21 protein-coding genes are annotated in these 26,053 nt (G+C 44.1%); 10 read left to right on the plus strand and 11 right to left on the minus strand.

The features are described from left to right. Nucleotides 1-40: 40 nt before the first annotated feature. A complete protein-coding gene (locus R7P80_RS07020) occupies nucleotides 41-988 on the minus strand; it encodes a LysR substrate-binding domain-containing protein (RefSeq protein ID WP_170893994.1) in 948 nt (315 codons plus the stop codon). A gap of 106 nt (nucleotides 989-1,094) precedes the next feature. Here R7P80_RS07020 and R7P80_RS07025 point away from each other — a divergent pair, with 106 nt between their 5' ends. Beyond that, nucleotides 1,095-1,295 carry a DUF1127 domain-containing protein gene (locus R7P80_RS07025; RefSeq protein ID WP_224721253.1) on the plus strand — a complete coding sequence of 67 codons (201 nt, stop codon included), beginning with the start codon at nucleotides 1,095-1,097 and terminating at the stop codon, nucleotides 1,293-1,295. A 68-nt stretch (nucleotides 1,296-1,363) separates the two neighbouring features. On the opposite strand, the gene R7P80_RS07030 is transcribed toward R7P80_RS07025, so the two are convergent. Further along, nucleotides 1,364-3,055 (minus strand): AMP-binding protein, encoded by a 1,692-nt coding sequence (locus R7P80_RS07030; RefSeq protein WP_170893995.1) that lies wholly within the window; start codon nucleotides 3,053-3,055, stop codon nucleotides 1,364-1,366. 477 nt (nucleotides 3,056-3,532) lie between these two features. Here R7P80_RS07030 and R7P80_RS07035 point away from each other — a divergent pair, with 477 nt between their 5' ends. Further along, nucleotides 3,533-4,528 carry a transporter gene (locus R7P80_RS07035; RefSeq protein WP_005380160.1) on the plus strand — a complete coding sequence of 332 codons (996 nt, stop codon included), beginning with the start codon at nucleotides 3,533-3,535 and terminating at the stop codon, nucleotides 4,526-4,528. Between the two features lie 224 nt (nucleotides 4,529-4,752). On the opposite strand, the gene R7P80_RS07040 is transcribed toward R7P80_RS07035, so the two are convergent. Genes R7P80_RS07040 through R7P80_RS07055 form a run of 4 tightly spaced genes read right to left on the minus strand, consistent with a single transcriptional unit; the run spans nucleotide 4,753 to nucleotide 7,330 of the window. Continuing rightward, nucleotides 4,753-5,319, minus strand: a complete 567-nt coding sequence (locus R7P80_RS07040) for a hypothetical protein (protein ID WP_025768212.1) — start codon at nucleotides 5,317-5,319, stop codon at nucleotides 4,753-4,755. A gap of 54 nt (nucleotides 5,320-5,373) precedes the next feature. Next, nucleotides 5,374-6,051, minus strand: a complete 678-nt coding sequence (locus R7P80_RS07045) for a C39 family peptidase (RefSeq protein WP_005380165.1) — start codon at nucleotides 6,049-6,051, stop codon at nucleotides 5,374-5,376. Between the two features lie 5 nt (nucleotides 6,052-6,056). Further along, entirely contained in the window at nucleotides 6,057-6,380 is a 324-nt protein-coding gene (locus R7P80_RS07050) for a hypothetical protein (RefSeq protein WP_005380167.1), read from the minus strand. Nucleotides 6,381-6,400: 20 nt separating this feature from the next. Further along, nucleotides 6,401-7,330 carry a hypothetical protein gene (locus R7P80_RS07055; protein ID WP_005391691.1) on the minus strand — a complete coding sequence of 310 codons (930 nt, stop codon included), beginning with the start codon at nucleotides 7,328-7,330 and terminating at the stop codon, nucleotides 6,401-6,403. A gap of 568 nt (nucleotides 7,331-7,898) precedes the next feature. Between R7P80_RS07055 and R7P80_RS07060 the strand changes: the two genes are divergently transcribed. Next, nucleotides 7,899-8,543, plus strand: coding sequence for a helix-turn-helix transcriptional regulator (locus R7P80_RS07060; RefSeq protein WP_005380169.1), 645 nt, complete (start codon nucleotides 7,899-7,901; stop codon nucleotides 8,541-8,543). A gap of 128 nt (nucleotides 8,544-8,671) precedes the next feature. Here R7P80_RS07060 and chrA read toward each other — a convergent pair whose 3' ends face one another. Continuing rightward, nucleotides 8,672-9,811 carry a chromate efflux transporter gene (gene chrA / locus R7P80_RS07065; RefSeq protein WP_064354266.1) on the minus strand — a complete coding sequence of 380 codons (1,140 nt, stop codon included), beginning with the start codon at nucleotides 9,809-9,811 and terminating at the stop codon, nucleotides 8,672-8,674. 112 nt (nucleotides 9,812-9,923) lie between these two features. Here chrA and R7P80_RS07070 point away from each other — a divergent pair, with 112 nt between their 5' ends. After that, entirely contained in the window at nucleotides 9,924-10,844 is a 921-nt protein-coding gene (locus R7P80_RS07070) for a LysR family transcriptional regulator (protein ID WP_079400319.1), read from the plus strand. 48 nt (nucleotides 10,845-10,892) lie between these two features. Here the strand turns inward: R7P80_RS07070 and R7P80_RS07075 are convergent, their stop codons facing one another. The 4 genes from R7P80_RS07075 to ebgR form a co-directional block, all read right to left on the minus strand. Next, complete coding sequence (locus R7P80_RS07075) at nucleotides 10,893-12,326, minus strand: amino acid permease (protein ID WP_193292265.1); 1,434 nt, start codon at nucleotides 12,324-12,326, stop codon at nucleotides 10,893-10,895. 78 nt (nucleotides 12,327-12,404) lie between these two features. Further along, entirely contained in the window at nucleotides 12,405-12,857 is a 453-nt protein-coding gene (locus tag R7P80_RS07080) for a beta-galactosidase subunit beta (protein WP_025525301.1), read from the minus strand. Between the two features lie 3 nt (nucleotides 12,858-12,860). Further along, entirely contained in the window at nucleotides 12,861-15,959 is a 3,099-nt protein-coding gene (gene ebgA / locus R7P80_RS07085; RefSeq protein WP_225491529.1) for a beta-galactosidase subunit alpha, read from the minus strand. Between the two features lie 347 nt (nucleotides 15,960-16,306). Next, nucleotides 16,307-17,293 (minus strand): transcriptional regulator EbgR, encoded by a 987-nt coding sequence (ebgR, locus tag R7P80_RS07090; protein ID WP_005494135.1) that lies wholly within the window; start codon nucleotides 17,291-17,293, stop codon nucleotides 16,307-16,309. A gap of 379 nt (nucleotides 17,294-17,672) precedes the next feature. Between ebgR and galE the strand changes: the two genes are divergently transcribed. From galE to R7P80_RS07120, 6 genes are all read left to right on the plus strand, one after another. Further along, entirely contained in the window at nucleotides 17,673-18,719 is a 1,047-nt protein-coding gene (gene galE, locus R7P80_RS07095; RefSeq protein ID WP_064354263.1) for a UDP-glucose 4-epimerase GalE, read from the plus strand. Between the two features lies 1 nt (nucleotide 18,720). After that, complete coding sequence (locus R7P80_RS07100) at nucleotides 18,721-19,773, plus strand: UDP-glucose--hexose-1-phosphate uridylyltransferase (protein ID WP_005482347.1); 1,053 nt, start codon at nucleotides 18,721-18,723, stop codon at nucleotides 19,771-19,773. Nucleotides 19,774-19,882: 109 nt separating this feature from the next. Then, complete coding sequence (galK, locus tag R7P80_RS07105; protein WP_064354262.1) at nucleotides 19,883-21,043, plus strand: galactokinase; 1,161 nt, start codon at nucleotides 19,883-19,885, stop codon at nucleotides 21,041-21,043. Nucleotides 21,044-21,052: 9 nt separating this feature from the next. After that, nucleotides 21,053-22,117 carry a galactose-1-epimerase gene (galM, locus tag R7P80_RS07110; protein ID WP_064354261.1) on the plus strand — a complete coding sequence of 355 codons (1,065 nt, stop codon included), beginning with the start codon at nucleotides 21,053-21,055 and terminating at the stop codon, nucleotides 22,115-22,117. Between the two features lie 399 nt (nucleotides 22,118-22,516). Next, nucleotides 22,517-24,148 carry a sodium/sugar symporter gene (locus R7P80_RS07115; RefSeq protein WP_064354260.1) on the plus strand — a complete coding sequence of 544 codons (1,632 nt, stop codon included), beginning with the start codon at nucleotides 22,517-22,519 and terminating at the stop codon, nucleotides 24,146-24,148. 63 nt (nucleotides 24,149-24,211) lie between these two features. After that, nucleotides 24,212-26,053 (plus strand): DUF294 nucleotidyltransferase-like domain-containing protein, encoded by a 1,842-nt coding sequence (locus tag R7P80_RS07120; protein ID WP_225491528.1) that lies wholly within the window; start codon nucleotides 24,212-24,214, stop codon nucleotides 26,051-26,053.

Consider the following 26,053-nt stretch of genomic DNA (forward strand, 5'->3'; position numbering starts at 1 on the left):
TAGCAGTCTTATACGCAGAGCGTGTTTGTTTTGATGATTGTTATGATGCCGTTCTAGTACTGTTGCCTTTTAGGTCAATGGTCCTAAAGTCTGGTACCACTGACTTTTCAAATATTTCTATTTCTTCCTTCAACCATTGCGCAAACAATTGAGCTTTAGGTCTTTTTAAGTAGCCTTTTGGCGCGCATAAGTAATACGCAAAATTGGGCTTGATGGCGATATCTCCAATTCGGACCAATTTGCCAGAACGAAAATATTGATGAGCTAAACTGTGTTTTACCAATGCGACGCCTTGAAGTGATAGTGCAGCCTCAAGCACGAGATGTGATCCACTGTATTTTAAGGTAGGCTTTGCTGCGCAGTGACCCAAGGTTGCTAACCACATATTCCAATCAAGATCAGGCCAAACATCTTCAATCAGCTCAGCTTTGCTTAAATCCTCGATGTTATAGATCCCGTGCTCTTTCTGATACACCGGATGACAAGCAGGATAAAAAGCTTCGTCCATCAGCCATTGTGATTCTAAATTGGGATATTTTCCTAAACCGTAACGAACACATAAATCTATCTGGCTATCTTGAAAAGACACCAAATCATTGGTTGGTTCTAATAGCAAGGCGATATCAGGGTGACGCTGGCGAAAAGCCGTAATCTTCGGGACCAACCAATGATGAGCGAAAGAGGGGAGTGTTGATATCGAAAGGTGGTTCGGGTTTGGATCTTGATTGACTAATCTAACCCCTTGCTGCAAATGAGCAAACCCTCTTTCTGCCTGAGTAAACAGTAGCTCTCCCTCAGGTGTGAGCACGATTTTTCTGTGCTGACGAACAAATAGGTCCGTGCCTAAGAACTCTTCTAAATGACGAATTTGCTGACTAATGGCCGCTGGCGTAACAAACAGTTCTTTTGCTGCCGTTTTAAAGCTTCCTTCCTTTGCTGCAACGAAAAAGTAATACAAGCCCTGTAAGGGAGGCATTCGATCTTTCACATTAGTTTTCCTTAACTCTATGGCAGATTCTATCGTTTGAGGATATCAGCGTAGTCGCTGATTATTAAGTGGTCAACATTGTATAGGAATCTCTGAAATGGAAAACATGACACACACTTGTGAGCGTACTATACCTACTGCCCATCAGAGCGGGTTACAGTTAATTTATTCTAAACTGGCGGCTTGGAGAAGGAACTATAAGACACGTCGTCACTTGAGAGAGTTACCAAAGCACCTTTGGGACGATATTGGATTAGGTGAAAGGGAGATTAGTTGTGAAGTGAGTAAGCCATTCTGGAGAGAGTAGTCTATGAGTTTGATTCAAGCTCAAAGTTAAGCTGCACTCCCCAATGGTGTTGAGGAGTGCAAGCAAAATTACAAGTCTTCTTCCCACACGACCAATTCATCTTTTGGCCAATTGTGGCCTATCTCATGATACTTTTGTTCGAGCACATGACGTTTAATTTTAAGTGTTGGCGTCAGTACGCCATTTTCTATACTCCAAGGTTCTTTAATCATTAACACGCCTTTGATTTGCTCATGAGAGGCGAGTTCTTGATTCATCCTGGCAATAACTTTACGTGTGGTACGTGCGTATCGCTCTCGATCAAAGTTAGGGAAGTCATGTGGCACAACCAAAAGAATCGGAGCGGGTAGCCCTAAACCGATGAGACACATCATCTCTACGCGACTGTACTCGAAAAGCTTTTTCTCGATAGGAACCGGAGAGACAAATTTACCTTTGGCGGTTTTGAAGTTATCTTTTTTACGGCCTTGAATCGTTAGATAACCATCTGAATCGATAGCGCCGATATCGCCTGTGTGTAGCCAGCCCTCTGAATCAAAAGACTCTTGGGTGGCAATGTCATTTTTGTAGTAGCCAGAAAATAGCCCTTTGCCACGCACCATGATTTCATCATCAGCTGCGATTTTTAACTCAATGCCTGGCCCTGCATTACCGACACTACCAATTTTGTCAGCTCTAAATGGGTAGTTGAGCGTGCTGTAGGCAAATGATTCCGTCATCCCCCAAGCCTCTGTGATATCAAGGCCCACTGAGTGGTACCATTCCAACAGCGCTGGCGATACAGGTGCGGAGCCACAGCCTAATACTCGAGCCTGATCTAAACCTAGACCATTTGCTAGCTTTTTCTTGATCAAAGAATTGACGAATGGGATTTTCAACAGAATATTGAGCTTCTTCTGTGGAAGTTTGTCTTGAATACGTTGCTGGAATAGCGTCCATAATCGTGGGACGGAGATAAACAGAGTTGGTCGGTGCATCTTCACATCTTCGATAAAAGTGTCCAGTGACTCTGGAAATGCTGTTGGCACGCCACCCATAATCGATGAACCGAAGATATAAACACGCTCTGTAATATGAGCGAGCGGTAAATAAGAGAACAATCGGTCGTTTTCTTGGATACCAATATGATTGATCAGTTGCTGAACAGACCAACTGAATGCGCCGTAAGTTAGCATCGCGCCTTTCGGTAACCCTGATGTGCCTGAGGTATACACCAACGACATTAGCTTGTCATCGTAATGCTGCGGACGCTCTTCACTTGGCACTGCATCAGCAATGAGCGCTTGGTATTCGTGCTTACACTTTGGTGCCGTGTCATAAGGTAGAGCGATGCTAATGAGTTCAGGCATAGCATCAATGACTTGCTGAGTTGCTTTGGGATCATCGAGTTTTCCGCCAATGATCGCTTTACTTTCACTATGAGTCACACAGTATTCGATGGTGTCTGCACCGGCGGTAGGAAAGATTGGCACACTGACATAGTCACCAAGCATCATAGCAAGATCGCAAATAAACCATTCTGCACAGTTTTTAGATACTAACGCGACTTTGTCGCCAGGCTTTACACCAAGCGTGCGTAGTGCGCTGACAAGTTTTAAGGCTTGATCTGCAACATCAGAGAATGTGTACTCAACAAACTGTCGGTTAATAATTTGTTTTAGGTAGACCTCATTTGGACGCTCTTGAGCCCATTTGAGGATCATTTCATTTGGTGGTGGGAGAGCGCAACCAGCAGCGCTATTTAGATTCGGCTGATTCATTTTAAGTGACTCCATGTCTTCTCATTGTATTTATAATTGTTAACGCATTGTTAACTTTAGCATGTTAAATCGCGACACGGGAATGCATTTTGATGAAATATGTGGGGAAGATAGCGTTAGTTATGGTTGAAGTCGGAGCGACTCGATCTAAAAAAGCAATGTGATTGATGCTACGCAAAAGAGAACAGGCTTTTCAGCTGTTATGTCATATCGACTTCATACTAAGAGCACAGGTAAGCAATTTATTTTATTAATAATATTGCGAAAACATAGAATCTATCCTAATTATTTATTAACTAGTGGCTTAGTGTTGAAGATAAGTATAAATGTCTCCTAATTTCTTCAAAGCGCCAAACTTAAAGGTATGTCGTGGTTTTGAAGTAGCTATACTAATCTTACTTTGGAAAGTTAGGAGCTTCACCTCAAGCTATTGCCTGAGATTACTTGGGTACGATCATCAGCAAAAGGAAAGATGTGATGTTACGGAAGACTTTACTGGGTACCTATCTTTGTAGTTTATTCATTGCGGGGAATGCATATGGTGCTGAAGGAGATGATATTCCTCAGCGCGCCCAAACGGTTGGTGATGTTATTGAGCGCCCAGGCGTTCTCACACCTAAAGGTAAATGGTCATTTGATTCGTCTTTAAGCTATACACAAAACTCTTCAAACAAAGTATCTGTTGTTGGGTATACAGTCTTACCAACTCTGATTGTTGGGCGAATTGAAGTGAGTGATTCGGATAGGACTACAGTAACCGTTGGATTAACTGCTCGGTACGGTTTAACAAACGCCACAGAGTTAGAAGTTAGAGTGCCGTATGTGTATCGTAATGACCAAGTTTCTACGCGCCCCATTCAAGATGGTTCAAACAGTGAAGTAGTAAACACAACGGTGGATGGCGGAGGGCTTGGTGATGTAGAGTTCGCATTGAGGCACCAGTTTAACTTTGAGTCTGCGCCATACTGGGTAGGTGGCCTTAGAGTAAAGTCGGATACAGGACGATCGCCTTATGATGTTTCTATTGAAGATGGAAGCAACTCATTTAGTGATGTCCCTACAGGTTCGGGTTTTTGGAGTTTTGAGCCTAATTTATCTCTTATTCACCCTGTTGATCCTGCGGTCTTGTTCGCTAGTCTAAGTTATATTTATAACTTAGAGGATACTGTTACAGTTGGCGACACAAAAGCTGATGTTGAACTTGGAGACACTATTTCTCTTTCAGGAGGAATGGGGTTTGCGGTGAATCCTGATCTTTCATTCTCTTTAGGACTTAGCCATAAAACTATTTTAAAAAGCAAAGTAAATGGCAGATCGGCAGATGATGCTAAGTTGCTTCAATTAGATGCATTAACTTTTGGTATAAACTATGCCTTTAGTGAACGCTCATCTATCAATGTTAGTGCTCAAGCTGGTCTTACAGAAGATACTCCCGACTTTCAATTAACAGTACGAGTACCTTTTAATTTGTAAAATGGATATTAGGCCCTTGAGTCTTGGGCCTAATTTATCGTTAGCGCCTAGTGTTCGCATTATAAATTGATTGGATTATATTGGATAAAGTAGGTATATATTCTTAAAATGATGGTGGCCGATTGATATATCGAACTTTCTTTTGGTATGTAATCATAGATCTCAGTCGTTTCTAATATCAAAGAAGCTTAACGTGACAATTTTTCAGATAAAAATGGAAATGCTCATTGAAGGTGGTTCAATAAGGCGTCTTCTAATTGTTGGTTTGCTTTGATTTCCCGTATTACCCCATTTACTTGAGCATCAATGTCTACGAGCGTGCTAAGTCCAATAATACTGTTATCTTTCGTGTTTTGAATAATATTGATAATACTTGAATTTATAAAGTCTGAACTTATTATATTAGGATTTTGAGACGAAGGCATTTTGGGTGAATCTATAGAATCATCTCCAATAATATTGCCTTCACCAAATTGTATGATGTTAACAATACCCTGGTTGAAAACATCTCCACTTTGATTTTCACTATTTGCGCTAATGTTTTTTAAATTACCATTTTCAATTACTAAGTTGGCAATATTTGTGTTCAAAATATCATCGCCATTTATAGTCGTAGTAATGCTTAATCCAATATTAATAATATACTCGTCCGTAATTTGGAAACCACCTCGATATTCTTCTAAAGATAAATTTGAAAGAGGAGTAAGTTCTTGCAGGCCAACATCTTTAGCATTCACATTAAAATGAGGTATTAGCATACAAAGCACTAACAAAAATTTATTGTAGTTCATAATGTAGGCCTTTCAGGTTGTTAAGTTCTTAAAGTTATTTAAAACAATGTTATATTAATTTTCACCGGAAACTGGGAGAGTAATGCTAAATACCCCTAAGGAATCTCTAGACACTCCTGTTTTTAATGGTGATCTTTGATATACGGTGAAATTATCATTGGTTATAAAGCTAGACCGTCCCATTTCCGCTTCGTTACGGACCAGTAACACAATTCCTTGGTAATATTTTTCAAACTCATCCAGTTTCATTATCATGGTTCCTCTAGAGGGGTCTCCTAGAATAACTGAGTGATTGTTTATACCTCTGATGACAACAAAATGCATATACCCGTCGAAATTAACGAGAGTAATCCCAGGGACGCCGACTTCTTTAATTTTCTCCAGTCCTACTTGAAAGCCGTCAGAACGTAACCCTATGGAATCCAAGTAAAACTTCATATCCAACAAAGAAAAACCTTTCTCTTTGATTTTTTCTTTATCACCTTTTTCAAACATGCTTTTGAAGATATCTTGTTCAGATGACTCTGTTGCATAATGAAAAGTGAGAAGAGAAGCCAGGGCGGCAGAGCCACAGCTGAAGTCATACTGTTGGCGAAAAACATCACCGAACACTATTTCTTTGTAGCTTTTAACAGGAACAGAGTAATGTGCTCGGTAAGGTAGCAGTTCTAATGAAATGGCTGATGCTGAATAAACGAGCATCAGCCAAATTAAGTTATTTAATACTTTCATATTGTTTACTTGAGTGTCAGGTTAACGACGGTAGAGTTCTGGATTAAAACGTTGTTTCCGCTGTTCTGAATTACGTTGGATATACCCGAACTGTCTGCGAACGCTCCACTTGATAGTATATTGTTACCACTCACGGTGTTTGACGCGACATTATCTGACGAAATACCATTGATATCTGATTCTGCATAAACCAAGTCGAGTTCAACATTTTGTCCACCTCTTGATTCATTCATGATATCCAAGCTAACTTCTCCGCCAGATAATGCAATGTCATCAGCGAGTGCAGTGCAGGCAACTATCATACTCAAAGTACAGATTGCCAAACGCATCGCTTTCTCCTACTAGTCGGTTACTCACCCCCAGTAAACACACTTGCATTAGTTGTAACAGATTGTTGTACAAGTGAATTTGAACCAGCATTTTGACCAACGGTAGTAATACCAGCTGCACCACCAAGACCACCAAGGGTGTTCATGTTTTCAACTCGAACTCGAGTATCATCCGCGTTAGTTGCATAAATAACTGATGCACCTGTAACACCACCCATTAGGCTTGAGCTCGCAACAACCATATCTGTATCCATATGGACTTGATTGAAGCTATCAACATTTGTTGAGCTCGAGTCACTTTGATAGTTACTATTGTCGTTAAAGCTGTTCGAGTTTGTTGTGCTTGAATCAGCGTAGCTACGGTTATCACTCTGGTTACGGTTGTCGCTTTGATTACGATTATCGCTGTTATCGTTAAAGCTACTGTTGATACTAGAGTCACTGTTGTCGTTGTTGCTACGTCTTACAGTAGTACTAGAGTCGCTGTTGTCGTTGTGGCTTCTATTTGTGTTAGTACTTGAGTCACTACTATCACTATTTAGGCTCACATCAAGATCAGCACTGGTACTGTTGTCGTTAGCGTTAGATGTACTATTGTCGTTGTGGCTTTGAGCTGTGTTAGTGCTCGAGTTTGAGTTGTCGCTGTTGTTATTAAAGCTGTCATCAACACCAAGAGTTGCACTGTTGTCAGTGTCGCTGTTGTCGTTGAAGCTATGACCAATACCTAGTGACGCACTATTATCGCTGTTGTCGTTGAAGCTATCACCAACACCGAGAGATGCGCTATTGTCACTGTTATCATTGAAGCTGCCAGATAAACCGATATCGGTATTAGCGCTGTCAGTCCATTGCATGTTGTCGTCTCCATCATCGATCTCATTCGCGATTAGAGAGCCACTAAATAAAATTGCTGACATTGCTAAAGCAAGCCCTGTTTTGTTTAGAGTCATAACGATTACTCCATTTCCTGTTATTCCTGATTAAAAATGACTGCACTTAACTTCTTGCTGCTTCCTTCAAATGTTGTGGGAAGCGATGAAATTATAAGAAAGGATCAGTGAAAGCTGTTCTCATTATTGAGAATGATTCAGGCTGGAAGGGAGTATTTAGGTACGTCTATTTAAAGTATTAAAGAAAAAAATAACATAATCATAATGTTATTTTTTGTATTTACTTTAAGTACTCATCAAGTATGAAATGAAGCCAATATAAAGAAGTAATTTGTTCTATTGCACTGAGCGGAGCAGTCATCCATTTTTTATAAATGGCATTTTATCCAATTATTATCTTTATTATTTAATATTATAAATCATATCCTTATGCTAACACAGGTTGAAAAGTATGGATAAAAACACAACAGGTTCATACTTTTTAAGTCTTTTTCGGTGCTGAAAAGCAATGCGATATCATTCTGAAGTGCTATATTTTCTACTTAAAATGAAGATAAATTCTCTTTGCTGCCTCCAATTAATTTTCTAACGGGGGTTGGTGAAACAGGTAAGTTAATGTGGTGGGACTATGGAAAAGAAGCACTTGATACTGCTAGCTGAGAGTAATTTACAAAGTAACTTAATAAAAAAACAGCTGTCTTCCATTCATGATGTCGATGTAAAGATAATGCAACCAGATGAAGTGGTGTTCAGAAGTCACTCACTCAGTATCGATTTGATGTTTATTGATTACGATTTTATGCGTCAGCTTGAAGTACAAGGAAAGTTACCAGATTTTGATCTATTTGGGTGGTCCTTTATGCTTCACAACGTCCCTTGTGAAAAAGTACAAACGGACTTACTGCATTGGAAGTTGTTAAAAGGAATTTTGCTCCGAAGTGCATCAGTGACACATATATGTGATGGCGCGGAATACGTACTGAAAGGTGGGTTGTGGCTACCAAGAATGTACCTAGAGAAGTTAGTCCTCAATTATCGGCATGCAAATTTGTCCGAAGAACAGCAGCATGATGAGTTAACATGCAGAGAAAAACAGATTCTAGAGCTACTTGTGTACGGCATTTCAAATCAACAAATTGCTTCAAGACTTTTTTTATCTGAAAGTACAGTGAAAAGCCATATATACAAGTTGTACAAAAAACTCGATGTCCATTCTCGTCATGATGCAGTTAAGTTGGTAAGAATGAACAATGGCTTAACCGAGAGAAGTTAAGTCATAATTTGTGATGCTCTTTTTATCGGGGTCTGTTCCGTTTTCACTATCTAATCTAATCTAAGCAAGGGCACTCGTATTTGAGTGCCCGTGGTTTATCTAGATTCAATAGTTGGCGTATCAGCAGGCTACATCATGCCCGTGACAAGGCCTGCTGCCACAAAAAACACGATCATCCATAGTACCGAAAGGTTGAGCTTTTTGTGTAGATAGAAACCCGCAATCACTAACGCCATGTCGATGGGAGCAACAACTGCGCTGCTAAATACTGGCTGGTAAAGTGCCGCGAGTAGTAACCCTACTACCGAGGCATTTACACCGTTGATGGCGCCGGAGACCAGCGGTTTGCCTGCCAGTGCTTGCCAGTTTTTAAGAACGCCAAGCAGTAAAAGAAACCCTGGGAGGAATACGCCAAGCGTTGCGATCAGAGCGCCTAAAATTGGCGTATCCGAAAGCTCATAACCGATAAAAGTCGCAAAGGTGAACATTGGCCCCGGTACAGCTTGTGCAGCGGCGTAGCCTGTTAAAAATGCATCTTGGCTGAGCTGGTCGCCAACAATGTTTTGCAGAAGCGGCAGAACCACATGACCGCCACCAAACACTAAGCTACCAGCTTGGAAAAAATCACTAAACAGCCCAAGCAAAGGTAACGTATGAGCCACTAACGGTAAGCCGAGTAAAAGCACCGCAAATAGAGCCAATGGCGCGATAGACGGTTTAAACGACTCGGCTGATGGCGCGGAGTCTTTCTTTAGATATCGCATTCCGACAAAACCTGCTGCGATCAACACGAACATTTGCGTCATGATGCTTGGTGCCACCAGCAACGCAATCGCAGTCGCGACGCACACACCCGCGGTCAGTTTACTTTGGCAGAAGTTTTTGTACATGCCCCAAGTCGCATCCGCCACGACGACGACTGCGAGCAGTTTTAGGCCGTGAACGATGTTTTGGAACACTGCGGTGTCGGTGATTTGGCTGCTCACCATCGCCAGCGCCAACATGATGGCCACTGAAGGAAGCGTGAATCCGACAAATGCTGCGCATGCGCCACCTAAACCGCCACGTTTATAGCCTAAAGCAAAGCCAACTTGGCTTGAGCCCGGTCCCGGCAAAAACTGACTGAGCGCGACAATTTGCGCGTACTCGCTGTCATCAAGCCATTTCAGTTTCTCAACAAATGTTTGGCGAAAATAACCAATATGAGCCGCAGGGCCGCCGAAGCTGAACCAACCCAGCCAGAAAAAAGTTTTGAATATGGTGAACATGTCGAACCTGTTTATCTAAAAAGCATTGTTGCTAATTTATCGAATGCTCTAAAATGACTCAAATTGATGATTTTAATTTCATCTATGAATGAAATGGGATGAGGATGTTGGAGTGAAAGAGGACATTCAGTGGCGCAACATTGACTTGAACTTATTGGTGACGTTTTCCTACTTGTATCGCTATCGAAGCGTTAGCGTCGCGGCAGAGAAAAGTTACGTTAGCCAGTCGGCGATGAGTCATAGTTTGTCTCGTTTAAGGTTGTTGTTTGACGACCCGCTTTTTGAGCGAAAAGGGCACAAGATGGAGCCCACCGAGCACGCTCACCACATCGCGCCAACTGTGCATCACTTATTGGATTCTATCGCCAAAGACTTGCTCACTAAGTCTGCCTTCCAACCTGAAAATTACGCGGGTGTATGTCGCATCGGGTTAACGGATTATGCCGAGTTTATCTTTGCTCCTCGGCTTTACGACGAAATACGCCAGCGCGCACCAGAGGCGCAGATCAGTTTTATTAACGTCAATCGTAGCAACTACGTGGCATTAACTGAGCATGAAAAGCTCGATGTCATTATTGGCAGCATGCCAGTGTTGGATGACAACTTTGAGAGCTTGTACTTGTACACGGAAAAACACGTGTGTATGTGTGATAAACAGGTATTGAAAGGGGAAACACAGCTGTCTCTGGAAGCGTTCGCGAACATAGAGCAAGCTCTGGTAAGTCCTGATGGGAGCTTAAAGACACAAGTAGACCAAAAGCTCGCAGAACATGGCTTGAGCCGTAAAGTCACCGTGGCGTCGCGCAACTTTCTCACTATTCGGCATTTATTGAAAAAGCGCGATCTCATTGCCATCGTGCCAGAAAAAATGGCGTTGGCGGAGGGCTTTTCGGACGATCTCATTACTATTAAGCCGCCGATCGCCGTTGCGGATTTTGATATTGCCATGCTGTGGCATTCCAGCCGAAACAATGAAGACAAAGGCATTTGGCTACGCGAGTTGGTTTCTTCGACCATCACCTCTCACATATAAAAAAGGGCACCAAAGGGTGCCCAGAATGTTTGTCATTGAGAGTCTGTGTTATACCGCTTGCGAAGCTGGCGCGGCTTCTTTTATACGCTCTTCCTGATTCAATGATTTCTCGTATTGGCTGTACTTCCACCAAGCAAAGCCAAGGAAAATCACGATACCACCAACGTTGTAGAAAATGATGGTCATGATGTCGGCCCCTGTAGGGAAGGTCGATGCTAAGAAACCAACCGTAAAGATAGCGATCAGTACCGATACGGTAGCAATGCCCATTTTGCGTGAGCCCATTCTGAAATCACGCTCGACGTGATCCAGTTTCAAGCGCAGATTCAGGTACGCCAGCATGATGAACAGCGGTGGCAGCATGGATGCCGCTGCGGTCATGTTGATCACGGTGTTCATCAGATCTTGAGCGGTGTTAGAACCTAATGTTGGGATGATCATCAGTGGGATAACGATAAGGAACTGATACCAAGCTGCGCGAGCTGGTACGCCGTTTTCGTTCAGCTCTACGGTTTTCTTACCAAAAATGCCTTCTGGAATCTCAGAGAAGAAGATTTTCACTGGCGTTGCTGTCCACATCAGTAGAGAGCCAAACATAGCGGTGAAGGATACCAAGCCTACGAAGCGGTTCATCAATATTTCTGGCAAACCAAAGTACGCAGCCAAACCTTCAAATACTTGAACCGATCCGCCCGTGTATTTTAGGGTTTCGCTAGGAACAAATACGTTAATCAAAACAGACGCAATTGAGTAAAGCACGCCGATAAAGATACCTGCGATGATGATGACTTTAACGAACGATTTCGAGCCGCCTTTCACATCGTTTACGTAAACCGCGACCGATTCCGCACCGCCTGCCGCCATAAAGATCCATGTAGTAATGCCTAAAAATGCCCAGCTGAAATCAGGGATCATCGCTTCTAAAGTAATTGGGTCAGCCGGTTCTACACCGCCGATCAACGCTGCGCCAGCCAGTAAAATGTACGACATTGTCAGTAGCAGCATGAGGGAGGAGGTCACCGACGTAATTGGCCCCAACATTTTCGCTCCGTTTGTCGATACGTAGGTCGCAAACGCAAACAAAATCATACTGAGCACGGTAGTGGTGAATGGCGTCAGAATGTATTCATAGCCCAAGAACGCGTAAGACGCATAAGCGATAACACGCGGCAGCAAAGACGTGAAGAAGAATAGGTTAACGAACCAATAAGTGTAGGCAGAGATAAACGCCCAGCGACCACCGAGTGAGCTTTTTACCCATGCGTAGACCCCCGCTTCAGAATCTTTATTCAGAGATACGAATTCTGCGATGATCAAACAGAAAGGGATGAAATAAAAAATGGTCGCCAGAAAGAACATTGGCGCAGAAGCTAGACCGATCTCGATGTTGTTATTGATTACGTTATTAAAGCTAAATACTGCGGCAAAGGTGAGGGACAACAACCCGAATTTGCCTATCGTATTACGTTTGGATTCAGACATGTTCTATCTCCGGTGAATCACGTTGGAATTGTAGGGAGGAAGGGCTTGTAATGCTGTGACCACAGCCCTTCTCTTGTTTTATTTATTTAGGAAGTAGCCATCTTCGATGGTCACTTTGAGCACCACTTTTCTTACGCGGTTGTCTCCATGGAAGCGGTACGCTTCACTGTTTTCAAAAATCGCCACTTGGCCTTCGCAAAGCTCACGTATTTCACCCTGACCAGAAAAAAATTCGCGGTCGGTTTCATCACGATAAGTTTGTTCTAGTGTCAACGCGGTTTTATCCGCGAACTCAACGGTTTCTAGGCCTTCGAGGTAGTAATGCACATCGAAGTAACGACGGTTACCGATGAACGTTTCGGTTTGTTTCGCGATGCCGTCTTCAACCATGTAAACCAGTGAATCGCCAATCGAGTGCATCACGCCATCTTTGATGTTGCCGATGTTGCCAATGGCTTCCACACAGCGGTTCCATTTACGACCGTTGCGATATACCTGTTTGAATTGCTCTAAGCTGTCTAACACGATCATGGGTTACGCCTCGTTGACTGGTTGAGTATTGGTTTGAGTGAAAAACGCGTTGTCGAAATCATGGTTTGCCATCACTTGTGCGTTGCAATCGCCTGCTTGCAGTGGCATCAGCGTCAAACCGTAACGGAACTCGTCCATGTACACGCGGTAAGAGTCGAGCACTTCGCTGCCCCATGAGTTCGAGCCTAACCCCATCACTTGATGGTCAAGGTTAAGGGTGATGTAGCCACTCTTTTCTAGCTCGATCGTATGTTGCGCTTCATGCAGATTTTGGTTGGTGTAGAACCACGCGCTGAAGTTGATTTCTTGCTGAGGTTTCACCAATAACCCTGTGCCATGACGGTTGGTGAGTGAGGTCCATCGCACGTGTTGGCGGTTGCCATTGTTTTGCGGGAACGGGTAGTTCTCGAACATGTCCGCCACGTTGGTGTGGTACAGATCGATGATGTTGGCTTGGCGGCTGTCTTGATAGTTCTCTTCAGGGCCGCGACCGTAGTAACTCACTTGATCAAAGCTGCCGTTAATGCCTAAATCCAAGCCAATGACCGGAATCACGTGAGGGTAGTCGCCGTAGCGCTCGCCACTCAGTTCCACATTCAAATGGCCTTGCGCGTTGATTTGGTAGCGGTAGGTACAACGCATGCCAAAATCGAACACAGGTGGCGAAACAATGCTGCTGGTGGTGATAAGGATGGCATCTTCGCTCGCTTCCACGCTCAGCGTGCGGAAGTGTTCCTGCATGATTTGCAGATGCGCAGGGTGCCACAACCCTTCGTACTCTTGTTTGTGGTTATCAATCATTGGTTTGAAGAAGTTCAATCTTGGCTCTGATTGAATCAACTCTTCACCATTCACACGCCATGAGGTCAGTTTGCCGTTTACTTTCGAGAAAGTGAGCGTGAAGTTATGACCTGTGATCACGTGCTCTAGGCGGCTTTCTTCAAGTACCAATGGTTGAACATTGTGGTTGACCAACGCAGGCAACGTCGCGGTGTTTTCTTTCAGTTGGAATTGATACACCGCAATTTCATGGTTGGCTTCGCTGTAAAGCGTGCGACTGTCTTTGCGTACGGTGAAGTTGATGAAGGCTTCGCGCTCATCCAATTCTGGTAAGTCGATGCTTACTTCACGAGCGCTGTTTGCGGCCAGTGCTTCGACTTTAAACTGCACGCTACGCAAGGTTTCGCCTTCGGCACGCACATCAGCAGTAATGGTGTAATCATCGAGGTTGGAGAACCACAATTTGTTCTCAACGATGAAGCGAGCATGGCAACCTTCGACGGCGCGGATTTTCACCGGTGCAATGACTTGTTTGTATTCTTTGAGACCTGGGCCCGGGGTTTGATCTGGGTAAATCAAACCATCCATACAGAAGTTGTAGTTGTTTGGGTAATCGCCGTAATCGCCGCCGTATTTGTAGAACTCTTGGCCGTGTTCATCACGCGCTAGAATGCCGTGATCACACCATTCCCAAACGTAGTGACCTTGAATGTGGTCGTGCGCATAGAACACGTTTTGGTATTCCGTCAGACCACCCGGCCCGTTACCCATCGCGTGTGCGTATTCGCAGATAATGCGTGGCTTCTCGTGTGGGTGTTCGCCAAAGTAATTCATCAGTTGAGCGCGTGAGTACATAGTGGAAATCACATCCACCACTTCAGCATCGCGGTCTTCTTCGTAGTGAACCAAACGGGTGTCATCAAGGGCTTTGGTTGCGGCGTACATGGCGCGGATGTTACAGCCATAACCCGATTCGTTACCGAGTGACCACATGATGATCGATGGGTGGTTTTTCTGTGCGTGCACATGGCGCACTGCGCGATCAACAAACACCGCTTCCCATGCTGGATCATTGGTGATACGGCTCAGGTCGCCAACGTTGGCAAAGCCGTGGGTTTCCACATCGGTTTCTGCCATCACAAACAGGCCGTAAATATCACACAGCTCGTAGAAGCGTGGGTCGTTCGGGTAGTGTGCGGTGCGAACCGAGTTGATGTTGTGTTGCTTCATCAAAATCAGATCTTTTTCCACGCGGTCCATGCCCACTGCGCGACCTTTTAGGTGGTCGTTGTCATGACGGTTTACACCATGCAGCATCACGTATTGATTGTTGATGTAAAACAGGCCATCGCGCACTTTGATGTCACGGAAACCCACGCGTTGTGGGATCACTTCCACTACGTTGCCTTGGTGATCTTTTAAGGTGATGAACAAGTGGTAAAGGTAAGGATTTTCAGCCGTCCAATGCGTTGGATTCACCATATCAATCGCAAAGCTTGTTGAGTGGTGGTTTTGGATAGTCAGTGAATCGCATTGACCACTGGCTACGACAGTGCCTTTGTCATGCAGCGCGTATTCCAGCGTGTAGCCAGACGCGATAGCGGTGGAAAGGTTTTCCAATTCGACTTGAGCACTGAGCGTCGCACTTTGGTAATCGTCGGCGAAGTCGGTGCGAATTGTTAGGTCTTGGACGTGAATGTTCTCTTTTCCGATTAGGTAAACGTCACGGAAGATCCCCGCCGTCCACCACATGTCTTGGTCTTCAATGTAAGTGGAATCGGCCCACTGCATCACGCGTACAGAGAGTAAGTTTTCGCCTTGTTGGACGAACTTGGAAATGTCGAATTCCGCTGTGAGTCGGCTGCCTTTGCTAAAGCCGACGTACTCGCCGTTTACGTACACTTCAAAGCAGGTTTCCACGCCGTCGAACTTGATGATGGTTTGTTGGTTATCCCACTGTGGACCAAGTGTAAATGTGCGTTGATAAGCGCCCGTTGGGTTGTCGGTTGGTACAAACGGGACGTCGATCGGGAATGGGAAGCCCTCATCGGTGTATTGCAGATCGCCGTGGCCTTCCATTTGCCACATGTTTGGGACGGTAATGTGTCCCCAGTCGTTCATTGTTTGTGAGTAAAACGCATCAGGCACCAACATTGGGTTGGTGAAATAACGGAATGTCCATTGGCCGCTGAGCAACATAAAGCGGCGACTCAGTTCACGTTGAAAGGTTTGTGCGCTCTGAACAGAGTCGTAGGAGAAAAAGTACGCACGCGGTGCCATACGATTCTCGTGTAAGTGTTGGAAGTTTTCCCAATTGTTCACGTTTTGATCTCCCCTCGGCTTGGTGCGCTTATGTTGGAGTGCGGATTGGTTTCATCGCGGCTCAACATCAGTGCAAAAATAACGGCCGATGTATTGTGAAAAATGCTTATGAATAATCTGAGAAAGATATTAGTAAAAGTTTTACTAAAATAAATTATTGAAAACGTTTTACTTTAACTTGGTCACGTTTTAAATGACCAATGTTGAGCAAGATGTGATCAGCGTAAAGGAATGCGTTCTAGATTGTTTTGGAAAGTAAAAACAGTAAAAATTCGGTAGAAAGTAAAAGAAGAAATAAAAAAGCACTGAAAATTCAGTGCCTTATTTGAGCAGTTTTGAGGGTGTTTTTATCGAGTTGTGCCGCGTAGCTTGAGCTTGCTTGGAACGTACACTTGAAGGGGCAGTGCGCGTCCGTCACGGTATTTTTCTACTAACAAGTTCACGCCTTGAATACCCATCATTTCAGAATGAATACGAACGGTAGATAGAGGTGGGAAGGTAAAGCGCGCGGTAGGAATGTCGTTCACGCTGATCAGCGCAATATCATCAGGAATGTTTAAACCAAACTCATGCACTGCTCGTAACACACCAATCGCAATGGAGTCCGAAGCAATGAACATCGCTTTTGGGAAATCGCCTTTGGCCAGCATCTCTTTCGCTAAGTCATAACCGGACAAGCTAGAGAAATCGCCACGATAAATGTCGTCTTCAGAAACCACACCTTTTAGACTGCCGTAGTCCACAAACGCATTTTCACGAATGTCTGCGGTGTTGGGCTCGTCTTGTCCACCAATAAATCCGATACGCTCGTAGCCTTGTTGTACAAAGAAATCAACCACTTGCTTGCTGATTCTTACAAGATCGATATCAACGCAATCGTAAGGACTAGTTGGATCTGAAAAGTCGATGTAACAGATGCTATCGGCTAGGCGTTTAGGTAACTTATTGACCACCTTTTGGTCGACTTTTCCGACTAAAAGGACACCCGTGATCTTTTGCGTTTCAACATCAATTTCGCTGTTGTAGCAATTGGTTAGCGTAATGCCGAGTTTGTCGCACTGAGTTTCAATCCCATGACGAATCGACAAGTAGTACGGGTCGTTCACTTCTGCTTCTTGTTTGTAATTGTACAAGGCCAAAAAGTGATGTTTTTGCTTGGCTTCTTTGGTGGCTTTCTTCGAGCTGCTGGTGCGGTACTCCAGCTTTTCTGCGATTTCTAAAATGCGGCGTTTGGTTTCTTCTTTAACGCTCAACGTCGGATCGTCATTCAAAACTCGCGATACGGTTGCAAGTGAGACGCCCGCTTCAGTGGCTATATCTTTTAGTGTTGCCATGTACATTTCCCGTTGGCATTGCTCACAGTCCAAGTGAGAACTCAATAATCTGGCTATTGTAAACAGCTACTTAGGGATGCACAAACTTTTAGTAAAATCGTGCGATCCACGAAAGAGAGCGGTATCTGCTCGACTCATCTTCACTGCTCATCATCCTTCTGGTTTAATTTAACTAAAGTCGGCATCTAAAATAAGGCTTTTGTGTAATTCTGTGGAAACGTTTACACAATTTGAATTCGATCACGGATCTGGATCGAGATTGGTTGCTAGACTTTTAGCCAGTTAAGAAATGGGCGTACCGATTCGATGCAATGGCGATTGGCTTTTAGCGCATCAGAGTGAGGTATGAACAGAAAGCAGCAAACGTGGAGAAGCAAAAGTGAAAGTTCTTGTCACAGGCGGTATGGGATACATCGGTAGTCACACTTGCGTTCAGATGATTGAAGCGGGAATGGAACCTATCATCGTTGATAACTTGTGTAACGCCAATCTGGAAGTGTTAAACCGTATTGAAGCGCTGACAGGCAAACAGCCTGCGTTCCACCAAGGTGACATCCGTGACGAAGCATTTTTGGATACGCTGTTCGCGCAGCACGACATCCAAGCCGTGATCCACTTTGCTGGCCTCAAAGCGGTTGGCGAATCGGTGGCAAAACCACTTGAGTACTACGACAACAACGTCAATGGCTCATTGGTGTTGGCGCGCAGCATGCGTAAAGCGGGCGTGAAAAGCATCGTATTCAGCTCATCGGCAACGGTTTACGGTGACCCAGAAATAGTGCCGATTACGGAAGATTCACCAACAGGCGCAACCACCAATCCATACGGACGCAGCAAATATATGGTGGAGCAGTGCTTAAGCGATCTGTTCCATGCTGAAAACGACTGGAGCATCACCTTACTGCGTTACTTCAACCCAGTTGGCGCGCACTCATCGGGCTGCATGGGGGAAGACCCACAAGGTATTCCTAATAACCTGATGCCATTTATCGCCCAAGTCGCTGTTGGTCGCCGAGAAAAACTCTTGGTATTCGGTAACGACTATCCAACCCCTGACGGCACTGGCGTACGTGATTACATCCATGTGATGGATCTGGCCGACGGCCATATTGCGGCTTTGAAATCGGTGGGTGAGAAATCGGGTTTGCACATTTACAACTTAGGTACAGGTAAAGGCTCGAGCGTACTTGAGATGGTGGATGCGTTCGCGACCGCTTGCGGTAAACCAGTGCCTTACGAGTTATGCCCGCGTCGTCCTGGGGATATTGCTGAATGTTGGGCAAGCACGGAAAAAGCCGAGCGTGAACTAGGCTGGAAAGCAACACGCACGGTGGCTGAAATGACCGCTGATACGTGGAACTGGCAGTCAAAAAATCCCAATGGCTATTCCCCTAGTTTGAAGAATTTTAAAGAGTTGAGTAAGTAACATGTCGAATGTCGAATTTAACCCAGTGGATCATCCACACCGCCGTTACAACCCTCTGACTGGGCAATGGATTTTGGTTTCACCTCACCGTGCTAAACGCCCTTGGAGCGGCGCAGATGAAAAGCCCGCATTGGATGAGCTACCAAGCTATGACGGTAAATGTTTCCTTTGTCCAACCAACGAACGTATCTCTGGCGATGTTAATCCAGACTACCAAGGCACCTATGTGTTCAATAACGATTTTGCTGCGCTGATGGTGGATTCACCAGATGCACCGGAGTCAAACAACCCGCTATTCAAAACGCAAGGCGTGCGTGGTTTGAGCCGAGTGATTTGCTTCTCGCCAGATCACAGCAAAACCTTACCGGAGCTGCCAGTGGATAAAATTCGTGGCGTGATTGATACATGGAATGAGCAAATTGAAGAGCTCGGCAAAGAGTACGTTTGGGTTCAGGCGTTCGAAAACAAAGGTGAAACCATGGGCTGTTCTCAGCCGCATCCACACGGTCAAATCTGGGCGAACAGCTTCTTACCAAATGAGATCGAGCGCAAAGAGCACAACCTAAAAGCGTACTACCAAGAACACGGCAGCAACTTGCTGGTAGATTACGTGCAAGCGGAACTCAAAGACGGCTCACGCATTGTGGTGGAAACCGAACACTGGCTGGCGGTGGTGCCTTACTGGGCTGCTTGGCCGTTCGAAACCATGTTGTTGCCGAAAACGCACATTCGTCGTATGAGCGAACTCAGCGATGAGCAACGAGACGATTTAGCGCGAGCGATTAAGAAGCTGACCAGCCGTTACGACAATTTATTCCAATGCTCTTTCCCTTACTCGATGGGCTGGCACTACGCGCCGTTTTTTGACCAAGGTACAGACATCGACCATTGGCAGCTTCATGCACTTTTCTATCCGCCACTACTGCGCAGTGCCACGGTTCGTAAGTTCATGGTGGGCTACGAAATGCTGGCAGAAAGCCAACGCGATCTCACCGCAGAGCAAGCCGCGCAGCGTCTGCGTGATGTGAGTGATGTCCACTACAAAGAATGCTAAGTCTTTAAATTGGACTGATTACGAATAACGGGATAGCGCGACTTTACAGATAGAAAGTTAGGCTCAACGCGCTATCCCACACAAATTACTATTTTAAGAGAACGTCCCTATGTCTGAACTTATCCAAAATGTGAAAGCGTCATTTGAGCAAGTGTTGGGCTACGCACCTAGCCATATTATCCAAGCGCCTGGTCGTGTGAACTTGATTGGTGAGCACACCGATTACAACGATGGTTTTGTCCTACCGTGTGCCATTAACTACCAAACGGTCTTGGCGGCGGCAAAGCGTGAAGACAATATTGTGCGTGTGGTGTCGGTCGATTATGGCAACGCAGTGGACGAATTCGATATCACGCAAGCCATTACCTTCCAGCAAGACAAAATGTGGGCGAACTACATTCGCGGCGTGGTGAAGTGTCTTCTGGCGCGTGGCTACCAGTTTACTGGAGCGGATATTTCAGTCAGTGGCAACGTACCTCAAGGCGCGGGTTTGAGCTCATCGGCGGCATTGGAAGTGGTGATCGGTCAAACGTTTAAAGTGCTGTTCAATCTTGAAATCAGCCAAGCCGAAATTGCGTTAAACGGTCAGCAAGCAGAGAACGAATTCGTCGGTTGTAACTGCGGCATCATGGACCAAATGATTTCAGCGGAAGGGCGTGAAAATCACGCGATGCTATTGGACTGCCGTAGCCTAGAAACGGAATCGGTTTCCATGCCAGAAGAGATGGCAGTCGTGATCATCAACTCGAATAAAAAACGTGGTTTGGTCGACAGCGAATACAACACTCGTCGTCAGCAATGTGAAGAAGCGGCGCGTATTTTCGGTGTGAAAGCTTTGCGTGATGTGACGATTGAGCAGTTCAACGAGAAAGTCGCTGAGCTGGATGAAATGGTGGCCAAACGTGCCCGTCATGTCATCACAGAAAACGATCGTACGGTAGAAGCGGCGCAAGCGCTACGAGCACACGACATGAAGCGCATGGGTGAGCTGATGGCCGAGTCTCATGCCTCGATGCGCGATGATTTCGAAATTACGGTAAAAGAAATCGATACGCTGGTGGAGATAGTCAAAGAGGTGATCGGCGATCAAGGCGGCGTGCGCATGACTGGCGGTGGCTTTGGTGGTTGCATCGTGGCACTTGTACCGCCAGCACTGGTTGATGATGTGAAAGCGGCAGTTGAAGCGAAATACCAAGCGGCTACGGGCTTAAAAGAGTCGATTTATGTCTGCCAAGCCAAAAATGGTGCGGGTTTGGTTGAAGTGCTGTAAGGAATGATGATGAAAGCCTATTTTCAACAACTAGAACAAGCGATGGCGCAAACGCCGTCGTTTGATGGCCAAACTGCGACTCTGATTCATTTGACCAACGCGAATGGTATGACAGCGTCGTTTATGGATATTGGTGCGACGTGGTTGAGTTGCACATTACCGGTAAATGGTGAAAACCGTGAAGTGTTGTTGCGCTCACCAAATATGGCTGAACACATGAAGCAAGACGCTTACTTCGGTGCCATTGTTGGCCGCTTTGCTAACCGAATTGCGAAGGGGCAGTTTGAGATAGACGGAGAGAAGTATCAACTTGGTATCAATAACGGTGAAAACTCACTGCACGGTGGCCTAGAAGGGTTTGATAAACGCCGCTGGAAGGTTGAAGAGCAAAATGATCAACAGGTCACTTTTTCACTTCGCTCCCCGGACGGTGACCAAGGCTATCCGGGAAACCTCGATGTGAAGGTGATGTACACGCTCACTGACGAGAATGAACTAGCTATCGCCTATGATGCTAAGACCGACAAAACATCGCCAGTGAATTTAACCAATCATGCCTACTTTAACTTGGCTGGTGAGGCGAGCCGCGCGAAAAGTTTGGATCATACTTTACAGCTCAATGCTGGGTATTACTTGCCAACGGATGCGGGGTTAATTCCTACCGGTGAACAAAAACCAGTTTCGGGTACCAGTTTCGATTTCACCGAACCAAAATCGATTGGCCAAGAATTTCTTGCCGAGCAAGATCAGAAAACTGCTGGTGGCTACGATCACGCCTTTGTATTCATGCCTGAAGTGACCGATGGCGTGTCTGTCACTGCGGTTTTAATTGCACCAAAAGAAGATGTGGTGATGAAGGTGAAAACCACCAAGCCTGCCATCCAGTTTTATTCAGGGAATTTCTTAGCCGGTACGCCCGGTGCAAGTAAAACTTACGAACGCTATGACGGCCTAGCATTGGAAACGCAATACTTTCCAGACGGGCCAAACAAACCAGAATGGGGACTCAACAATGGGGTGTTGATCTCTGGGGATTGCTATCAGCATCAAACTACTTATCAGTTTGAATTTTAGATAGCACTTCTGCCCTTTGAACTTGCAGCGGCAGCGATGCTGCAACTCCAACGACTTTGGGTGTTATGGTGGGCTACATGCCCACCTTTTTTGTTTTTGATATGTATTTTTACTAGGAAGTTTAAATCACTTTCCTCACTTTCGACACAATACTGTACGGTGGATGATCCCCGTAATTTCCTACTTATTACTCTTCGTTTTACCTTTATTGTTATCGTTTACATTTTTGTTGATTTTAGAGAGTTTTAATTAAATGACACTTCTCTTAATATTTGTGATCTTTAGCTCGTTATAAGGTTTTTAGCGTAATATGTATCAATATGTGTGATTTGAGTTACATTTCATTTGAGTGGTAACGTTTACACTTTGCGGCGTAAACAAAACTACAGGATGAAACTGATGTCGAATATAGAACATGGTCTAAGCTTTATCGACATAATGGTCTTCGCCATTTATGTCGCAATTATCATTGGGGTCGGACTTTGGGTATCTCGTGATAAAAAAGGCACTCAGAAAAGTACGGAAGATTATTTCTTGGCGGGAAAATCTTTGCCTTGGTGGGCTGTCGGTGCTTCGCTAATTGCTGCAAATATTTCTGCGGAACAATTTATAGGAATGTCTGGTTCAGGCTATTCAATCGGCTTGGCTATCGCATCTTATGAATGGATGTCGGCAATAACATTGATTATTGTTGGTAAGTACTTTCTACCTATTTTCATTGAAAAAGGAATCTATACCATTCCCGAATTTGTTGAAAAACGCTTCAATAAAAAACTAAAAACAATTTTGGCCGTTTTTTGGATTTCCTTGTACATTTTTGTAAACCTAACTTCAGTACTGTATTTGGGTGGTTTGGCTCTCGAAACCATTTTGGGTATTCCGTTGATGTACTCAATTCTAGGTCTTGCGCTATTTGCGTTGGTGTACTCAATTTACGGAGGTTTATCGGCAGTAGTATGGACCGATGTCATCCAAGTGTTCTTCTTAGTTTTGGGTGGTTTTATGACTACCTACATGGCAGTGAGCTTTATTGGTGGTACGGACGGTTGGTTCGCTGGGTTGTCTAAAATGGTCGATGCCGCTCCAGGCCACTTTGAGATGATCTTGGATCAAAGTAATCCACAATACATGAACCTTCCTGGTATTGCCGTATTAATTGGTGGTCTTTGGGTAGCAAACTTATACTATTGGGGATTTAACCAGTACATTATTCAAAGAACGCTTGCTGCAAAATCAGTATCGGAAGCTCAGAAAGGTATTGTTTTTGCTGCATTTTTGAAACTTATCGTTCCGTTTCTCGTGGTATTGCCAGGTATTGCCGCTTACGTTATTACTTCGGACCCAAAACTAATGGCAAGTCTTGGTGATATTGCAGCAACAAACCTTCCAAGTGCTGCTCATGCGGATAAAGCATATCCTTGGTTGACTCAATTCTTGCCTGTTGGTGTTAAAGGGGTTGTTTTTGCGGCTCTTGCTGCTGCAATTGTTTCTTCACTAGCATCAATGCTTAACTCAACTGCCACTATCTTCACCATGGATATTTACAAAGAGTATATCTCCCCAGACTCCGGAGACCACAAGCTGGTGAACGTTGGGCGTACTGCGGCTGTTGCGGCATTGATTATTGCCTGCCTAATTGCCCCAATGTTAGGTGGTATTGGCCAGGCATTCCAATACATCCAAGAATATACAGGTTTAGTTAGCCCTGGCATTTTGGCTGTATTCTTACTTGGCTTATTCTGGAAGAAAACAACCAGTAAAGGGGCTATTATTGGTGTCGTAGCATCAATACCATTTGCTTTGTTCTTGAAATTTATGCCACTTTCCATGCCATTTATGGATCAAATGCTATACACATTATTGTTTACAATGGTTGTTATCGCATTTACAAGTTTGAGCACATCAATTAATGATGATGATCCTAAAGGTATTAGTGTTACATCATCGATGTTTGTAACAGATCGAAGCTTTAATATCGCTTCTTACGGCATAATGATTGTTTTGGCAGTGTTATATACATTGTTCTGGTAAAACCATTCTTTATTATACTCCGCTCTTTTTTGAGCGGAGTTTTTCTAATTAAAAGAGTGTCATATGGATTCAACCTTGCTGCCAAATGTCGTTTCTTTTTTTAAAACGATAGAGCCATTTCATTTACTTCCTGACCATGTTCTTGATGCTATCGCTACGAACACAGATATTGTTTATTGGGGAAAGGGAGAGAGCGTCTCCTTAGTTATGCCTGAAGGAAAAAATTTATATATTATTCGATCTGGAGTTATCGAACAGAGATTTCCTAATGGTGAATTAAGAGCTAGATTAGGCGAAAATGATGTATTTGGATTTAATTTAGAACAGGATAAATATAAAGTAAAAACCATTGAAAATTGTTTAATATATAAAATTAATTATGCGTTCTTACTAAAAGAAGTTTCGAATTTTAAAAATGTTGTTAACCAGCTTGCAATCCGTGCAAGTCAACGTCTCACTTCAAGTATTAATGCACAGTATTCACAAGCAGAAAAAAGCCTGTTTTTTAAAAGGGCTAGAGATTTAGCCAATCATAATGTTGTGGTGGTGCATACAAACCAAAGTATCCAGCAAGTGGCACAAATCATGAGTAAAAAAGGCTGCACTTGTGCCTTGGTTACCAATGACAATGCCTTGGTTGGAGTGGTTACCGAGACTGACATGACAAGTAGAGTGGTTGCTGAGGCGTTTAATATCTATAGACCTGTTGAGGATATTATGAACGCTCATCCTCAGAGTGTTGACCAAAATGAGCCCGTGATTTCTGTGCTCAATCTGATGATGAAACACAATATTCGTAATATCCCTGTTCTTGACAAAAATAAACAGGTTTTAGGTTTGATTAGCCCTCAAGAGTTAGTTCAGAGGCATGGCATCCAGGCTGTTTTTTTGATTGAAAAAATCAGTAAGTGTAATAGCCTAGAGTCGCTTTCATTGTTAGTAAACGAACGTCAGGCAGTGTTTGAGGCTATGATAGAATCGCATTTGCCAGCCAATGTAATTGGGCAAGTTTTAATGATGATTTATGATGCCTTTACCTGTCGATTGATTAAATTAGCAGAAAGAAACGTGGGTTTACCTCCTTGTAATTATGCTTGGTTAGCGGCGGGTTCGCATGCGAGAGGAGAGGTTCACTTAGGTTCTGATCAAGATAACGCTTTAGTACTTGATGACTCAGCAACAGAAAGTGACCGAATTTATTTTCGACATTTTGCTATGTATATATGTAAAGGATTAGCGGAATGCGGGTATCCTTTGTGTAATGGGCGTTTTATGGCGGCTACACCAAAGTGGAATCAGCCATTATTCATCTGGAAGCAGCTCTACAGAAAATGGGCAAACAATCCAGAATACAATATGTTACTAAATCTTAATGTCTTTCTTGAAGTGCGCTTTGTTTCCGGGGATAGGTCACTATTTGATGAACTAAATAGTGAACGCGAGCGGTGTACCAAAAATAACCCTCATTTAATCGCAGCCTTAGTTAGAAATTTAATATCACACCGTCCACCACTAGGGATATTCAATAACTTAGTGTTAGAAAACAATGGTCACAACGAAAAATCGCTGAATATTAAAAAGTCTGCGATTGGTCTGGTGGTCGATATCGCTAGAATTTATGCTCTTCATAAAGGCGGAGGTATGTTGTCTACGGAAGAAAGATTCGATTTTGCGTATGATACAGGATTGATTAATAGCACTTCACATCAAGACTTGATAGGGACTTATCGTTATGTAACGCAATTACGTTACTCACATCAGCTGCAATGCTTACAAGGTGGAAAGCCAGTAACGAATGCTATATTTCCTGAGCATTTTGGCAGCTTTGAAAGACAACACCTCAAAGATGCTTTTCGCATAATACGCGGTTATCAAGACACGTTAAAAATGAAATTTGGCTCTTAG

The organism is Vibrio sp. 2092, assembly GCF_033339635.1.
Taxonomy (GTDB): domain Bacteria; phylum Pseudomonadota; class Gammaproteobacteria; order Enterobacterales; family Vibrionaceae; genus Vibrio; species Vibrio alginolyticus.

Bases quoted from the DNA above. Each gene is read 5' to 3' on its own strand.
- R7P80_RS07035 (WP_005380160.1), top strand. From the start codon at position 3,533: ATGTTACGGAAGACTTTACTGGGTACCTATCTTTGTAGTTTATTCATT.
- R7P80_RS07055 (WP_005391691.1), bottom strand. From the start codon at position 7,330: ATGACTCTAAACAAAACAGGGCTTGCTTTAGCAATGTCAGCAATTTTA.
- chrA (WP_064354266.1), bottom strand. From the start codon at position 9,811: ATGTTCACCATATTCAAAACTTTTTTCTGGCTGGGTTGGTTCAGCTTC.
- R7P80_RS07100 (WP_005482347.1), top strand. From the start codon at position 18,721: ATGTCGAATGTCGAATTTAACCCAGTGGATCATCCACACCGCCGTTAC.
- R7P80_RS07045 (WP_005380165.1), bottom strand. From the start codon at position 6,051: ATGAAAGTATTAAATAACTTAATTTGGCTGATGCTCGTTTATTCAGCA.
- ebgR (WP_005494135.1), bottom strand. From the start codon at position 17,293: ATGGCAACACTAAAAGATATAGCCACTGAAGCGGGCGTCTCACTTGCA.
- galM (WP_064354261.1), top strand. From the start codon at position 21,053: ATGAAAGCCTATTTTCAACAACTAGAACAAGCGATGGCGCAAACGCCG.
- R7P80_RS07060 (WP_005380169.1), top strand. From the start codon at position 7,899: ATGGAAAAGAAGCACTTGATACTGCTAGCTGAGAGTAATTTACAAAGT.
- R7P80_RS07120 (WP_225491528.1), top strand. From the start codon at position 24,212: ATGGATTCAACCTTGCTGCCAAATGTCGTTTCTTTTTTTAAAACGATA.
- R7P80_RS07040 (WP_025768212.1), bottom strand. From the start codon at position 5,319: ATGAACTACAATAAATTTTTGTTAGTGCTTTGTATGCTAATACCTCAT.
- galK (WP_064354262.1), top strand. From the start codon at position 19,883: ATGTCTGAACTTATCCAAAATGTGAAAGCGTCATTTGAGCAAGTGTTG.
- R7P80_RS07025 (WP_224721253.1), top strand. From the start codon at position 1,095: ATGACACACACTTGTGAGCGTACTATACCTACTGCCCATCAGAGCGGG.
- R7P80_RS07115 (WP_064354260.1), top strand. From the start codon at position 22,517: ATGTCGAATATAGAACATGGTCTAAGCTTTATCGACATAATGGTCTTC.
- R7P80_RS07050 (WP_005380167.1), bottom strand. From the start codon at position 6,380: ATGCGTTTGGCAATCTGTACTTTGAGTATGATAGTTGCCTGCACTGCA.
- R7P80_RS07075 (WP_193292265.1), bottom strand. From the start codon at position 12,326: ATGTCTGAATCCAAACGTAATACGATAGGCAAATTCGGGTTGTTGTCC.
- R7P80_RS07030 (WP_170893995.1), bottom strand. From the start codon at position 3,055: ATGAATCAGCCGAATCTAAATAGCGCTGCTGGTTGCGCTCTCCCACCA.
- R7P80_RS07080 (WP_025525301.1), bottom strand. From the start codon at position 12,857: ATGATCGTGTTAGACAGCTTAGAGCAATTCAAACAGGTATATCGCAAC.